At 38.7% G+C, this 15925-nt stretch carries 12 protein-coding genes; 4 read left to right on the top strand and 8 right to left on the bottom strand.

Annotation, left to right across the window (positions count from 1 at the left end; translation table 11 throughout):
• Nucleotides 1–18: 18 nt before the first annotated feature.
• The 3 genes from JWR87_RS16450 to JWR87_RS16440 all read right to left on the bottom strand — a co-directional run bounded on the left by JWR87_RS16450 (nucleotide 19) and on the right by JWR87_RS16440 (nucleotide 3071).
• Nucleotides 19–1761, bottom strand: coding sequence for a PKD domain-containing protein (locus JWR87_RS16450; protein ID WP_297822149.1), 1743 nt, complete (start codon nucleotides 1759–1761; stop codon nucleotides 19–21).
• Between the two features lie 229 nt (nucleotides 1762–1990).
• Nucleotides 1991–2179 carry a CsbD family protein gene (locus tag JWR87_RS16445; RefSeq protein WP_297822148.1) on the bottom strand — a complete coding sequence of 63 codons (189 nt, stop codon included), beginning with the start codon at nucleotides 2177–2179 and terminating at the stop codon, nucleotides 1991–1993.
• Nucleotides 2180–2342: 163 nt separating this feature from the next.
• A complete protein-coding gene (locus tag JWR87_RS16440; protein WP_297822146.1) occupies nucleotides 2343–3071 on the bottom strand; it encodes a ribonuclease H-like domain-containing protein in 729 nt (242 codons plus the stop codon).
• A 38-nt stretch (nucleotides 3072–3109) separates the two neighbouring features.
• Between JWR87_RS16440 and JWR87_RS16435 the strand changes: the two genes are divergently transcribed.
• Nucleotides 3110–4105, top strand: a complete 996-nt coding sequence (locus tag JWR87_RS16435; RefSeq protein ID WP_297822144.1) for a hypothetical protein — start codon at nucleotides 3110–3112, stop codon at nucleotides 4103–4105.
• Nucleotides 4106–4339: 234 nt separating this feature from the next.
• Here JWR87_RS16435 and JWR87_RS16430 read toward each other — a convergent pair whose 3' ends face one another.
• The 5 genes from JWR87_RS16430 to proS form a co-directional block, all read right to left on the bottom strand.
• Nucleotides 4340–7819, bottom strand: a complete 3480-nt coding sequence (locus JWR87_RS16430; protein WP_297822142.1) for a hypothetical protein — start codon at nucleotides 7817–7819, stop codon at nucleotides 4340–4342.
• 218 nt (nucleotides 7820–8037) lie between these two features.
• Entirely contained in the window at nucleotides 8038–8463 is a 426-nt protein-coding gene (locus JWR87_RS16425; RefSeq protein ID WP_297822140.1) for a PIN domain-containing protein, read from the bottom strand.
• Complete coding sequence (locus tag JWR87_RS16420; protein WP_297822137.1) at nucleotides 8463–8729, bottom strand: DUF6364 family protein; 267 nt, start codon at nucleotides 8727–8729, stop codon at nucleotides 8463–8465. Before JWR87_RS16420 ends, JWR87_RS16425 begins: the two co-directional genes overlap by 1 nt.
• A 129-nt stretch (nucleotides 8730–8858) precedes the next feature.
• Nucleotides 8859–10484, bottom strand: a complete 1626-nt coding sequence (locus JWR87_RS16415) for an ATP-binding cassette domain-containing protein (protein ID WP_297822135.1) — start codon at nucleotides 10482–10484, stop codon at nucleotides 8859–8861.
• 248 nt (nucleotides 10485–10732) lie between these two features.
• Complete coding sequence (gene proS, locus JWR87_RS16410) at nucleotides 10733–12211, bottom strand: proline--tRNA ligase (RefSeq protein ID WP_297822133.1); 1479 nt, start codon at nucleotides 12209–12211, stop codon at nucleotides 10733–10735.
• Between the two features lie 141 nt (nucleotides 12212–12352).
• Between proS and JWR87_RS16405 the strand changes: the two genes are divergently transcribed.
• The 3 genes from JWR87_RS16405 (at nucleotide 12353) to JWR87_RS16395 (ending at nucleotide 15862) form a co-directional block, all read left to right on the top strand.
• A complete protein-coding gene (locus JWR87_RS16405; RefSeq protein WP_297822131.1) occupies nucleotides 12353–13120 on the top strand; it encodes a hypothetical protein in 768 nt (255 codons plus the stop codon).
• A gap of 85 nt (nucleotides 13121–13205) precedes the next feature.
• Complete coding sequence (locus JWR87_RS16400) at nucleotides 13206–14798, top strand: aromatic hydrocarbon degradation protein (RefSeq protein WP_297822129.1); 1593 nt, start codon at nucleotides 13206–13208, stop codon at nucleotides 14796–14798.
• A gap of 215 nt (nucleotides 14799–15013) precedes the next feature.
• On the top strand, nucleotides 15014–15862 hold the full coding sequence (locus tag JWR87_RS16395; protein ID WP_297822127.1) for a neutral zinc metallopeptidase: 849 nt from the start codon (nucleotides 15014–15016) through the stop codon (nucleotides 15860–15862).
• The last annotated feature ends 63 nt before the right edge of the window (nucleotides 15863–15925 follow it).

Genomic DNA, 15925 nt, shown 5'->3' with positions numbered 1-15925 from the left:
TGATTTATTGTGGTAGGCCTATCTGACAATTATAAAATTAGCCTCACCTATCTTTTCATTGTTAGTGAAGATGATAGTTCTATACCTGCCGTTAGGTAAAGAAGACGTATTTAATTGAATAGTATTTGCTGAAGCAGTTTTATTTATATGAAGAACCTTTAATCCTAATGAGTTATAAACCTCTGCAGTAACCGCTTTATTAATAATATTCTTGGGAACTATTGTGAGATAATTATTAGCCGGAACAGGATAAACAGATACTCCATATCCTATATCTGCAAGCGCAATTTTTATTACTTCGCTTGAACTTTTCTTTCCGTCTTTATCAACCATAACCAACTTATAGTATCTTACCTTTTTTGCCTTTACTTTTTGATCGTTAAAATTGTAATTACTCGTAATTGTTAAAGATCCTCTTGCTTTTACATTTCCAATTGGTGTAAATGTTTTGCCATCTTCACTTGCTTCGACATCATATCTTTCTAAACTAACTTCAGACGCAACAGTCCAATTCAACTTAACTCCACCACTTTCCGGCTTACCTGTAAAGGATATTAGTTTTACTGGCAGTGCTTGGTTGTTTTGAGTTATACCACCGCCTCCACCACCAGATAAATTGGTTACAGTAAATTCTGCTGCATGAGATCCGGCGCCAATGTATGTGTAGGTCCAGTTGTTCTCATCTGCATCAGAACCTGGAAAAATAGAGTTGATATCAGTAACTCCTTTAAGACTGGTAGAAGGATCAGGATTTCCGTCTTTCGTTTTATAGAAAATCAATTGTTGGAATTCTGCATCATGCGAGGGATAAGAACCGTTGATATCTGCAACATCCTGGTTATTAAAATAAAAACGAACACCAACAGCAGAGGTAGGCTGTGTAGTAGGGTTTACCGCCCAATACCTGTTCATCACATAATAGCCGCTTGGGTTAGAAATTGCCGGTGCATTAAGAAGAATGGCTTGCGACGTTCCTGCTTTTTCAGTAGCGGCCACTTTCACTTGAAAAGTACCATCTGCTACCTTACCAATATTGTTACCATTCTTGCGAAGTGATAATAACAGAATATCATCTTTTATATTAGCGGGAGTATTGTTATCAGCATAATAATTGGTCCATCCAAACTGGTCAGTACATTCTCTTGATGCTGTTAAGGTATTCGGAGCAGATGATAACACAGGAGCTACGCAACCAAAAGCAAGTGCCTCACCAGCTTTTGCCGAGCAGCCGCTCGTATCTTTTACAACCAGGCTTACCAAATAGTTTGAAGCACCTTTATACGCGTGTGTTACACTAGAGTTAAGAGAAGTGCTTGTTTTGCCGTCACCAAAATCCCAACTATACGTTAAAGGGCCTAAACCTGTGGCCTTTGAACTAAATTTTATATTAACAGTTGAGCAAGTTGTATCTATGGTTTTAGTATACTGAACGGTAGGTCCTAAAACCACAACTGTAGTTACAGCAGTATCTGCTTGCTGCAATACATTTTTTACAATTAAACTAACTGTATATCTTCCTGGCTTGGTGTATTGGTGATTTGGACTCGCAGTTTCGGAAACTGACTGGTCTCCAAAATTCCATAGCCACGAAGTAGGGCTGCCGGTAGAGTTATCTGAGAAATACACACGTTCGGTTGAACAACTAAAGGTGTTTTTGTTTGCAGTGAATGCCGCTTTTATCTGTGCAGTTGATTTTGTAGCAAGTAAAAGCATTGAGAAGAAAAGACAAATACCTAGTGCAATTTTTTGTAAAGCTCTCATCAAAAATGGGTGTTTAGGAACATAGAACGGAGCGATAATTCAAAAATTGCATTTGTTACAGTGTTCCCTAGGAAAAAGCTGGCCGGTTACGAAACAAATGTTAATTAAGGGCACAAAGTTGGCCTTTTGGGGTTGCAAGATTAAAACTTCAGGAAGAGGCTTACGGATTGGTATAAAAAACAAAAGAGGCAGGTTTTGTACCTGCCTCTTCTAAAAACCATAAAGCCTATTATCCTAGTGACCTGATCCAGGCTACGACTTCATCTTTTGTTTTTCCAAGTTTTTGCTGTAACCTTCCAAAAAATTCGTCATCCTTTCCTTCTTCGTATTCAACATCATCATCAGTCAAACCACCATGAGCTTGTTTTAATTTACCCTTGAACTCATTGATGTCTCCTTTAAATTCTAACTTATCCATAGTATTTAATTTGAAGCAATAGGCTAAAAAATTATGCCATAATAAGCTATAAAAATCTCACAAGAGATGAAAAACCCGTTAGTATTTCAAGGAACTTGAGGTTGGCTTACAGGCTTCCAATTCATTACCCCATGCTTACAACTTTTCAATTTCAAAACCTTGGTCAACTAACAAAAACAATATTTTCCTGTTCAATAAGTGGTAGGTTTTTAAACCTTTGGATAATTCTTGCTACTACAACAACGTCTTTCTCGCAGTAGCTTACAATCCGCTCCAATTTTTTTTCCCTGTAGTAAACATGTTGCACCATACTACCATCAATATCATCTTTCGACGTAGGTACATTTAGTACCGAAGCCAATAAATGAAGGGACGTATAATTTTTGTAATCACCGAATTTCCACCACTGCATTGTATCTGTCATGCTAATCTCCCAGGGTTTAGCACCATAAATATTTAGACAAGCCGGTAGAGGAATTTGATTAATAACCATCCGGCGACATATATAGGGAACATCAAACTCACGAATATTATGTCCGGCAAATTGAAACTTAGGTTTATGCTTACAAAATTTATCTGTCAGCTCCACGAACTGCTTTAAAATACTAACCTCGTCATGGCCATAAATACTTTTTATTTTCAAGCATGCTTTTCCGCTCGTATCGGTGTAAAAGAAGCCGGTCGATATGCAGATTATCTTTCCAAATTCTGCCAGTATTCCAGCCTTTTGCATGTAAACTTCTTCACTACTAAAAATTTCTGGCACTGTTTTTGAAATTTTGTCGAAAAAAAGCTTAGCCTCTTCCGCTGGTAATACAGTGTAATCTGAATATTGAGGCACCGTTTCAATATCTAACAAAAACAAATCAAAAAGCGCTTGTATATTATTCAAAATCTTCTTTATTAATAAAAAGTAAACCATCAAAAACTATGAGCTACAATCCTGAATACTCTTCAACAAATCCACAGCAACCGACGCCTAAAAAAAGAGATGATCGTGCAATTATTTACGGTGTTTTAATTGCTGCATTGTTAGCTACCTGGGGATACATTATTTACGATAAAAGTAAATCTAATGAATCTATAACGCAATTGCAGACTCAATATTCAAACGTTGACTCTGCTCGTAACGAGGTTCAAACTCAGTACAACGATGCGCTGGCCCGACTAGACTCTGCCACTGGTAATAATACCGAACTTCAAGGCGCGCTAACCGAAAGACAGTCTGAAATCAACAACTTAAAGAAACAAATTACTTCAATCACTGGCAGGAGAAATGCAACGGCAGGTGAGCTTGAAAGAGCAAGAGGCCTGATTAATCAGTTGAATATGCGAATCGACGATATGTATGTCGAAATCCAAAGATTGAAGACCGAAAACCAAACGCTTGCCAGCTCAAATAAAAGGCTAAGTAGCGAAAAGCAGCAACTATCAACTGAAAAAGGTCAGTTGGAAGAAAACCTTTCAAGCACCGAAGCGGCCCGTCAACAGGTTGAAGATGTAGCTTCTACCCTTCATGCAAGCAATATGAATATTACACCGTTGCGTGTAAAAGGTAACGGCAAAGAAAAAGAAACAACAACAGCAAAAAGAGTGGACTTATTACGCATCTCTTTCGATGTTGATGAAAACCGAATTGCTGCTACCGGTAATAAAGAACTTTATGTAGCTGTTACTGCACCCGATGGCAGACCAGTAACAATGGCAAGTGGTAGTGGCACTTTTGATACACGCGACGAGGGAACTAAAACCTATACAAACAGAGTAACCCTTCCTTACGAGCAAGGAAAAAGATCTGCGGTCAGTTTTGACTGGAAGCAAGAAGCAAAATATCAACTCGGTCAATACAAAATCGAAGTGTACCACAACGGGTTTAAAATTGGCGAAGGAACAAAGACTTTAAAGAAAGGTGGCTTATTTGGCTAGTAGTCGAAAAAAGGAAATAATAAAAAATCTGTCTATTATAATAGGTAAAGCGGGAGAAAATTCTCCTGCTTTTTTTATGTCCGTATTTCATAATTAAAGAACTTTTTTTGAAGCAGGCAGAATACCCCTCTTCAACATCGTTGTGTCACTCCCTTTTACTTTTTTTTTCTATTCAGCTTTTCAAAAACGGCGACCTTTTATTTCGTTGCAATCCTAACATGCTTACATCGGGTTCTACAAGATTGCCCTTAAAGAGGCATGGCCAATGTGAATAGTTCGTGTTTCAGCAGGTTTTCTTCCCTCATACTGAAAACTAAGTTCAAGATTGTTACTTAAACGTTTCGTAAGATCAAAATTCCATAAGAGATTTTTACCTGGCAATAAAGCATCTAGCATAATATAACTTACAGTAGAGTTGGCAGCACCGGTATAGTCAATCTTTGTATAAGTAAACCTTCCTGAGAAGCTTGTATTATTTACTGAATTGAATTTTCCATCGATATTTAAAGAATTACTAACCGATTTTTCTCCGCCATATATAGCCCTATTTCTTTTCTGGTTAAAAAGGTAGCTGGTTGAGAGCCTATAGTTGGTACCGCTGGTATATGTAAGTTTTGGTTCTGAATTAATGGATTGAATTTCATAATTGCGGTTATCAAATTTGGGTGTATACAACGAGTTGTTGCCAGTCTTTTGAATAAACTCAACCGTGTATTGCTTTGCGGGCGTCCACCTACTCCTGAAGCTCCACTCTTCTAATTTTCGGCTTTCAAAGCCATACGTCAACAGCGATTTGTTTGAATTAGCAAGGTTACTTACATCGAAGCCCCACTTGCTGCTGAACCTGTTGAAAGAAACCGTATTGGATAAAATATTGGTTAACGTAAGCAGAGAAGAATCATTTATGGCGCCCTTAAACGGGTTAAAAACAAGTGAACCGGTCGCAAGTTCTTTCTTACCCAACTGAAGCGATGATTGAAAATTTATTCTTCCTAAAAAATTTCCGAGTTTTTTATTTTTAAAGCTAGCTGACAATGCTCTGGGATTTAATGAGAAAGTATAATTAAACTGAGTATAATTAGCTTTCACAAACTGATTGGTAGGCGTAAACACCCGAATAAACTTTGCCTGGTCGCTAAATAAAGCAATTTCGAATTCATTTAATTGAGGTACACCGTCTTTATTATAATCGTTCCATGCATACTCACCACGTCCCGCTGGAACTTCTATATAACTAAAATCTCTTCGCTGCTCTTGCCCCGCCCCCACTTCGTATAAAACATTCCCAACCGCGAAACCTTTAAATTCGTTAATTACATATTCGGCCCTCCCCAATATGCTATTCTCCGGCTGAAGGTTTGATAGCTGTTTATTGGTTACCTGTAACTGCCGGTAAGTAGCATTTAGTCTAAATTGATGGTGCGAGTTCGCTAGTAACTCTGTATTCACTGTTATATTATGGCTACGGTCAACCTGCTCAAGATTTTTTTTGTAGGGCACTTTGTCACTTCTTGTAAAATAGGTTATCCCCCAGCGATTATCTTTTGCCTGGTTAGATTTTATATAGGTAGAAAGCGTAGTAAAGGCAAAACTTTCTGCGGAAACAGTGTCTGACTTTTTATCGTGAATCTCATTATGCTCCACTGCAAACGATGCACCGATAACATAGTTTTTTAAACCAGAAAAAACTTTGCTGATGTCGACAGTAGGGCGAAGAAAAAAGCCTCTTTTTTGAACAGCATTAATATTTGTAAGGCTAAAAACATCTTTTATCAGCCACCCCCCCATTTTCTGCTCATGCACTAAAAGTTGCCGAAATCCTTTATACCCTTCACTTCTCAGATATGCAGATGACTGATATTTAAACCTGTTATTGGCCGAATCTGATAATTCAATGTCAGCAAAAGACAGTTGTTCTGTAGAAGCTGCAGGCTGATAATTTAACCCCCAGTCCCGGTAAAATTCAACAGTTCTTAATCGTTCAACAGGACGGAAATTTTTATCTACTACTTCGTAACCCCCATTTGCTTTAAGTTGCAACAATCTTCCACTCTTCGTCCGCAAGTTCATAAGCCGCCCCACACCCACTTTACCCGCAAAACCCTTGTCGTCGCGTTTGTGTCTGTTCGAAAGCGCGTTTACATCATAATTACTTGCTGCCAGTTCTGTGGTAACGGTTGTCTTAGAATCTAAATCATAAACAGCTCCAACCGTAAACAACTGTTGTTTTTTAGGCGTTACCAGGTATGTTGCAGGTTCAAAGTTTCCTTGCGAAACTCCGTTAACCGGCTGTACCCACCGGTACACTTTTCCGTTTGCACCATTAAAATCGGGTACATAATTTCCTTTACCTTGGCCAACTTCAATAAATCCTAAATTGTACCTGGCGCTATCCTTACTGGTAGAATACACATAAATCCTCTCTTTTGCACCTGCTACCAGGGTGTCCATTTCGGCATACAATATTTTGCTCGTTGAAAATGAATCCAAAGAAGCTGTCGGATAAAAAGCATTTTGAATACTATCGCCGATATTGTTTAAAAACTGCCGTTGCTTCTGGTCAAGTGATTGATTAATTGGCGAATTCTTTGCATCAGCGTTACTGTAAGCAGCAATATTTATTCTCAATTTTTTATTTACTGTTAATTCATCTGCTCCATATAACATAGAGTTTAGAAAGCTTCTTTCTGCATAATCAAACTCAATCTGTATGCGACTATCCTTAGTAATCATCTTTCGGGGAGTGAAAGTGATTTCAGCTGTGTTATAATTAATAATGTAATCCTGGTCTTCGCCCCGTTGCAACATTTGACCGTCAACAAAAACTCTTTCTGTACCAGCTAAAACAATAAAAAAAATTTCGTTATTAACTCCTTTCAGTCTGTATGGACCCTGATTGCCTTCCTGTCCCTGAAAAATGTTTCGTGTAAACTTGCCCTTAGCTATTGCTCCGCTTAACAAAATGTTATTCGAACTGTTTTTTCCCAGGTTGGACGTAGTACTATAAGACATGCCCTGTAGCCTTTGATAGAAATTTAAAAAGTAAGATTTATTTTGCCTGAGGTCAATGTCTCCAAGGTTAACCTCCCATGCATTTTTTTTAAACTGAAGCCAGACCCTATCGAATTCGTTTAGTTGTTGCGTAGAACCATCCGGTTGTATTGGAATATTATTGTCCGTCATTGCCGCAGCAACATGAATACTATCACCAAGAAATCCGCTTAACTGTAAATTAAATTGCGAATTCACTACTACATCCTGGCTGTTTCCAAAACTTAATGCACGACCGAAGCTTCCATTATAATTCATCGTACCAAAGTCGAACAAGCTGCTACTTGTACCCCCGGGTCTATTGCCTTTGTTAGAAGCATTTGACTGCGATATAAAATTATTCATCACACTATCGTAGGTAAATCTTTTAGAAACAGCGTTTAAGCGATAGGGAAATACCCGGTAAAAAACGTGAATACTATCTACAGGCAATTTCTTCTTCAAGGTGAGCATTGCGTTTACTTCATCCAGGAGATAATAAGAAGTATCAAAACCTCTTATAAAAAAAGTATGGGGAACGATGCTTAAGCTATCAACGGTAAAGGGTGATAAAACAGGAATCTTTTTACTTCTCAGGTTAGAGTACTTATAAGGCTGCGACTTTACAGTTGCAGCTAGTAAAAATCCAAAAATAAAAACAGCTATATATTTTGTAAGGGTCAATTGAAAACTTCAGCGTAAAATTTATTCTATAATAATAGCAGGGTTTTTAGTTATAGTGACATTAAGATAAAACATAAACGAATATAGCTGCTTATGATTGTTGAATCTGATTATTTTACTGGATGAAGCAAGTTAAATAGATGAACAAAAGATGAACAAAATGCGACGCAAGGATGCTTAATCGGAGATTTGCTGTCGGTACTAAAAAAGTAAACTGTTTACCTGGAGCGGGATATGTACTTTAAAAAGAAGGCGTCGCCTTTTAGCACTTCAATTTCTGAAAAGTAAAAATCATCAATGTCTTCAGTTACAATACAAAAACAATTACTGTCGAGAGCACTGTAATATTGTAATCCATCTTCAAAATCTTTAACCTCGTTATTTCGCAACGTTTGCTTTACTGATAACGCATCGGTTGTTGTGATGTGAATATGTTCGCTAAGTATTGATATCCTCTGTTTGGCAACTTTTGCCTTAAACTTTTTTTCTGCAAAATAAAAAGCAATAGCGAGATATACAGGCGAGGTAAAAACCTCGAAACGGTCTGTATCCGCGAAACTTAAAATTCGAGAGGTATAGGTAAAAAGAGGATATTCTTTATTTAAGACTGATACCAGAATGTTGGCATCTACAAATATTCTCATTATTTTTTAGAAGCGAAGTATTCATCCTTAAAAGACTTATTGCTTCTTTTTTTGGTTTGATAGGTAGCTTCCCCTTCTGCAACCTGGCTAACCCAATCTGAAATAGGATAATCTTCGAGAGAATGATAGCCAGATGTAGTTACTTTTTGCAATAGAAACTCGACAAGACGAGACACACTTATATTGTTTGCTTCGGCATAGGCTTTTGCCTTATTGATGATATTGGCATCGAAACTTAAGGTTATCTTATTATCCACAACGCCCATTTTATCAAAATTATCACATTACTCCAAAAAAAAAAGCTTGTACGTACAGCTTCTTCTATTGAAAGATTTTGGAACTTAAATAAAAGGCCACCGTAAAAGTGGCCTAATGAATTATAATAAGAATGACTACTATTTATACATTTCCTCTCTCAACACTTTAACCCTCTCATCATCGACATATTCGTCGAAAGTCATTAACCGGTCAATAATACCTTTAGGAGTAAGTTCTATAATGCGGTTAGCGACAGTTTGAATAAACGTATGGTCGTGGCTGGTTAATAAAACAATTCCCTTAAAGTTTGTACAGCTTTCGTTAAAAGACTGAATACTTTCAAGGTCAAGGTGATTTGTCGGTTGGTCCAGAACAATTACGTTAGGATTCTGCAACATCATCCGACTGATCATACAGCGCACTTTCTCACCTCCGCTAAGCACCTTCGTCTTCTTCATGATCTCGTCACCGGTAAACAACATCTTTCCCAGAAAACTTCTTAAAAAAGGTTCATCAACATCCGTTACATAAGACGGAACATATTGGCGAAGCCAGTCCATCAAATTAAGGTCATTCTGAAAATATTCATTATTCTCCAGGGGTAAGTAAGCCGTCGTTACCGTTGTTCCCCACTCAAACTTGCCATTGTCGGGCTTTACCTCATTATTGATGATCTCGAAAAAGCTGGTGACTGCCAGCGCATCCTTGCTTATAAAAGCAATTTTGTCGTTTTTGCTAATACTGAAACTAACTTTATCAAAAAGTTTACGGCCATCAACGGCTTTACTTAAATTTTCTATATTTAAGATCTGGTTTCCTACCTCACGTTGCTGTTGGAAAATAATACCTGGATATTTACGGTTACTAGGCTCAATTTCTTCGATAGTAAGTTTTTCCAAAGCTTTTTTACGGGAAGTAGCCTGTTTACTCTTTGAGGCATTTGCGCTAAAACGTGCAATGAAATCTAATAAATCTTTCCGCTTTTCTTCGTTTTTCTTATTCTTATCAGTCATCTGACGCGCCATCAACTGGCTACTCTCATACCAAAAGGTGTAGTTACCCGTATAAATCTTAATTTTCGCTCTGTCTACGTCAGCAACGTGGGTACAAACCGTATCTAAAAAGTGACGGTCGTGACTAACAACTAATACAATGTTTTGGTAATCGGCCAGAAAATTTTCGAGCCATCCAATCGTTTCAATATCCAAACCGTTTGTAGGTTCATCTAATAGAAGAATGTCAGGGTTTCCAAAAAGCGCCTGGGCAAGTAGTACCCTCACTTTAAGATTACCTGGTATGTCCCTCATCAAACTGTTATGATATTCTTCCTTCACATCAAGGCTGCTTAACAGTGTTCCAGCATTGCTCTCTGCCTCATATCCACCCATTTCACCAAATTCTCCCTCTAGTTCACCTGCGCGCATACCATCTGCTTCGGTAAAATCTTCTTTTGCATAAATGGCATCTCTTTCATGCATTATCTCCCACATCTTCTGGTGCCCCATCATAACCGTGTTGATCACTGTCTCTTCCTCAAAAGCAAATTGGTTTTGCTTTAAAATCGCCAACCGTTCGCCCGGAGATATCTCTATGCTTCCCTTGTTTGGTTCTATTTCTCCGCTTAATATTTTTAGAAAAGTCGACTTACCAGCACCGTTTGCTCCGATTACTCCATAACAATTGCCTTTAATAAAGTTTAAATTAACTTCATCAAATAACACTCTTTTGCCATACGCAAGTGTTACATTTTTTACACTTATCATTCCTGATATTATTTTTAATTACTGTTAGAGGTGAGAATAGCTTGTATAGATTTTCGTTTTAATCTACTCCTCTTTTGGCCGCAAAAGTAGTAAAACAACATTAAGGCATGAAGAATTAAAAAGGAGAATCAAAATGCAGAAGAAGTTTACATTGATAGTCAGCGAAACTGCGATAATTAAGAAAACCGTTTATAAAAATAAAAGCCGCCAGGGGAAACTGACGGCTCTTTAAAAATTTAAAACTGCTCCTAATACGCTCTTGCAAATAAAACCCTCTCTTTAGAAGGTTGGCCGGTAAGAATACAGGCTCCTTCTTCCTGGGGATTATTTAGCGGAATACATCGGATGGTAGCTTTAGTTAGATTTTTTATTTCATCTTCAGTTTCACCTGTCCCATTCCAATGAGCTGAGATAAACCCTGCTTTTTCATCCAGCAATTTTACAAATTCTTCCCAGTTATCTGCTTTTGTTATATTCTGCTCACGAAAAGCACTTGCTTTATTATAGATGCTTTTTTGAATGTCATCCAGTAAGCTTACAATACTGTCCGAAAGCCCTTCCATCGGGTAGCTCTTTTTTTCTTTCGTATCCCGGCGTGCAACTTCAACTACACTATTTGCCAAATCCCTTGCTCCTATACCAATTCTTACAGGCACCCCTTTTAATTCATATTCAGCAAACTTCCATCCTGGTCTTGAATTCTCATTGTCATCATATTTAACTTTAATACCCCTTTGCTTGAGTTCACTTACAATTTCAGCTACTTTTTCATCAATTGCCTTTTTCTGTTCATCCCCCTTGTAAATCGGTACAATGACTACCTGGATAGGGGCCAGTTTTGGTGGCAGGATTAATCCATCGTCATCACTATGAGCCATTACCAAAGCCCCAATTAGTCTGGTACTTACCCCCCAACTGGTTGCCCAAACGTAATCCAGCTTATTTTCTTTATCGCTAAACTTGACATCAAAAGCCTTTGCAAAATTTTGACCTAGAAAGTGAGATGTTCCTGCTTGTAAAGCCTTTCCATCCTGCATCAAAGCTTCTATACAATAAGTATCAAGCGCGCCTGCAAAACGTTCGTTTGGGCTTTTTACACCTTTAATTACCGGCATCCCCATAAACTCCTCGGCAAAAGTGGCATACACGTCAAGCATTTGTTTTGTTTCTGCAATGGCCTCATCCGCTGTCGCGTGGGCGGTATGTCCTTCCTGCCAAAGAAATTCGGCTGTACGTAAAAATAAGCGGGTCCGCATCTCCCATCTTACTACGTTTGCCCATTGGTTAATTAGCAAAGGCAGATCCCGGTAACTTTGAATCCAACCTTTATATGTATTCCAAATGATTGCCTCACTTGTGGGTCGAATTACGAGCTCTTCCTCCAGTTTGCTTTCAGGATCGACCATTAAAGACCCCTTTTTTTCAGGATTCACTTTTAAACGATAATGTGTTACAACGGCACACTCCTTTGCAAATCCTTCAGCATTTTCTTCTTCTTTTTCAAAAAGGCTTTTAGGCACAAGAAGCGGAAAATATGCATTTTGGTGACCTGTATCTTTAAACATCTTATCAAGCACATCGCGCATGTTTTCCCACAAGGCAAACCCATAAGGTTTTATAACCATGCAACCACGAACAGCACTATAATCAGCAAGGCCTCCTTTTATTATCAAATCATTATACCACTGAGAGTAATCTTCTTTCCTCGACGCTATTTCTTTACCCATAAAATCGGTTTTATTTATACCTTAACAAAAGGCCTTGATACTTTTAACATTTGGAATAATGTTTGAGTATAATCAGGCAGACGAAATAGCCGCAAAAGTAATAACTTCACATTAGATAATAATTTTAAAAAACCCTTCGCCATGAGATACAAAATTTTACTTTACGGTTTGATGGCTGCTGTTATAACCAGCTGCTCATCAGCCTATAAAGCAAGCCAAACCCCTGACGACGTGTACTATTCTCCGGCAAGAGAAGGAGTACAAAAACAAACTGCCAGCAGGGACAGATACGAGGACTATGTGGCGTCTGAGGACGACCAGTATCTGCGAATGAAAACCAGGAACAGAGATCGCTGGTCTGGTATTGATGACTATACTTATTGGAATGATAGCCGTTATGTTCCATCTTATAATTACAACTACGATTATTATAGGAATAATGTCTATAACTCATACGTTTGGAACAATTGGTATAGCCCTTATTCAACCTTTTATCATCCATACATGAACGGCAGCTTCGGCTATTATAACCGCTACAATAATGTTGGCCTTTATTACCCTCAGTATGGGTACAACTCCTATGGATCGTCGTTCATTTCGAAAAATCCGGCAAGAGTTCTTTCTCCTTCTGTTAGCAGGCCTAATTTAAATGGTTATAGAAACGGTCTCTACAATAACACTAACAGCAACACAAACCGCAGTAACCAGGGAGTTGGTAATACTTTGAAGCGTGTGTTTTCTACTAATGAGAACGCCCGTACCTACAGTAATGAAAATAGTAATAGTAATACTAACACATACAGTGCGCCCCAAAGGACCTATACGCCTCCGTCTTCGTCGTCATCCTCATCTGGAAGCTCTTCTTCAGGAAGCTCAAGTGGAGGTGGAGTATCTCGTCCCCCACGGTAGATAATTGAAAGGAAATATTTGACTATTACCATTATATAAACAAAAACCGTATTCCTTGAATACGGTTTTTTAAATCATAAGTCTCATGAAAAAGTTTTTACTAACTATTTCCTCCGCGTTATCGTTGTCAGCGGCCTTCTCGCAAGCGCCGGAGGATATTTTACGTTATAGTTATTTTCCTCAACACGGATCGGCCCGCAACATGGCTATAGGTGGTGCAATGGGATCATTGGGTGGAGACATCAATGCTCTATTTGTAAACCCGGCTGGATTAGGGTTATATAAAACAAGAGAAATTGTTTTGAGTCCAGGCTTTGGTTTCAATAACAACAAGGCTGGTTTTCGTGGGACAAACACTGCAGCTAAAAAAACAGCTTTTGACTTGGGAACCAGTGGAGTGGTAATAGGCTTCAACAACGCTCATAGTAAATGGACTAGTCAGGCCTTTAGTTTTGGCATAAATCAAACGGCAAATTTCAATAATGTTGTTTCATACAATGGCACAAACAACCAGAGTAGTTTCAGCGAACAATTTGCAGAAGAAATTTCTGCAAATAACATCGACATCTCAGGCACTCTTAGAGACCCGCGTTTTGCATACGGAACTTATCCCGCCATATACACCTACCTCGTTGATGTATTTAAAGTAAAAAATTCGAATCCAAATGGACCTGATTCGATCCAGGTTATACAAGGGGTGCCAGAAAAATTGTTGGAAAAGGGAATTGCACTTAATCAGCAAAAAACAGTTACTACCAAAGGTGGAGTCTATGAGCTTGCTTTAGGTTATGCTGCAAATATGGATGATAAATTCTATGTCGGCGGAAGCATAGGACTTCCCATTGTTAATTATCGCCGCATTACATCATACAGGGAAAGCGACCCAACTAATGATGCTAATAACAATTTCGCGTTTTTGCAGCATAATGATACATTGTCAACAAAAGGTTTTGGTGTTAATGCAAAACTTGGAATTATCTACAAACCTGTCGAATTTCTTCGCTTAGGACTGTCAGTACAAACACCGACCTATTACAGCTTAACCGATAAACAAGCCTCAGCTTTAACAACCAATAGCGAAAATTTCGTTAGCGGCAACCCCAGAAGTGTATCCTCAAGGGAATTTACGGGTGGCACAGAAGGCGCAATCCGTTACACCGCTACCACACCCTGGAAGGCTGTAGCCAGCGCTTCTTATGTTTTTAGAGAAATAAACGATACCCGAAAACAACGTGCTTTCATAACAGCAGACATCGAATATGCCGGATACGGAGGTTCGGGTTTTGGCGCCGATGGAGAGACCATAACTACCGAAGATCAGCAATACTATAAAGAATTAAAAGCAGTTATTAAGGAGCAGTATAAAGGGGCATTCAATTACAGGTTGGGCGGCGAGTTGAAGCTGAACACCATTATGTTTAGGTTAGGTGGAGCTTATTATTCAAATCCATACAGAACCCAACAGGGCGCGGGCAGCGAAGCAATTAAATCTAATATTGTACAAGGTAGCGGTGGACTTGGTTATCGCAACCACGGCATGTTTATAGACCTTACTTACGTTCACAACATAACTAAAGACGTAAACTTTCCTTATCGCTTAACTGATAAGGCAAACACTTTTGCCACACAGCAAAACACGCGCGGAAATGTTGTTATGACAGTAGGCTTTAAATTATAATGCGTACTTATTCTTGAGAAAAGCACTTCTGATAAAGAGGTGCTTTTTTTGTTTGTACCGCAGTTCCTTTATTCATCATCGTTGTGTCACTCTCTTCATCTTACACAATGTTTTTCAACGTGTTTGCCTATCTTATCATATTAATTTTATTTGACGTGGCATAACAATTGAACATCGTTTTGCTGTTAAAATTTTGTTTACCTAAAACTATTTTTATGCTTTGGAGAGGCAGGGAAGGAAGTGGAAATGTAGAAGATCGAAGGGGTATGTCTGGTGGAGGAATGGCGGTTGGTGGAGGTATCGGTGGTATTATCATTTATCTGCTGTATTCTTTTTTAGGAGGTAATCCTTCCAATGCGCCTGATCTTCTCCCTGGTCAAAGACAAGAGACACAAGGAAAACAATATGATGCAAGGTCAGCTGGTGCAGATGATACCCTCGCGCAATTTGTTTCCGTCGTGCTTAAGGATACAGAAGACGTATGGGAAAACATGATGAATGGATATAAAAAACCAAAACTTGTATTATTTTCCGATGCAGTACAATCAGCATGTGGTTCTGCAAGTGCTGCCGTCGGGCCTTTCTATTGCCCCGGTGACGAGAAAGTATATATTGACCTCTCGTTTTTTAGGGAGTTGAAACAACGCTTTGGAGCTCCTGGCGATTTTGCAATGGCTTATGTGATAGCACATGAAGTAGGGCATCATGTACAAAACTTATTAGGAACATCCGACCAGGTTCATTCATTACAACAGCGAAGCGGTGAAAAAGAAGGAAATAGATTATCAGTAAAACTAGAACTACAGGCCGACTTTTATGCAGGAGTTTGGGCGCACCATGCCAACGAAATGAAAAGCATGTTGGAACCGGGCGATATAAATGAAGCGCTGACTGCAGCAAACGCAATTGGTGACGACCGGCTACAGCAACAATCACAAGGCCAGGTGGTTCCTGACGCCTTTACCCACGGAACTTCTGCACAGCGGATGTATTGGTTTAAAAAAGGTTTTGAGACGGGAGATTTAAAACAAGGCGACACATTCAACTCCTCCGAATTACAATAAAGCCTCCGACGGGATAAATCGATAATTTATAAAAACTAGTGAGAAGAAATATAGGCTTATAAC

The organism is Segetibacter sp. (assembly GCF_025963695.1).
Lineage (GTDB): Bacteria > Bacteroidota > Bacteroidia > Chitinophagales > Chitinophagaceae > Segetibacter.
The sequence above is the reverse complement of the archived record's forward strand: the minus strand, read 5'-3'. Positions and strand labels throughout refer to the sequence as shown.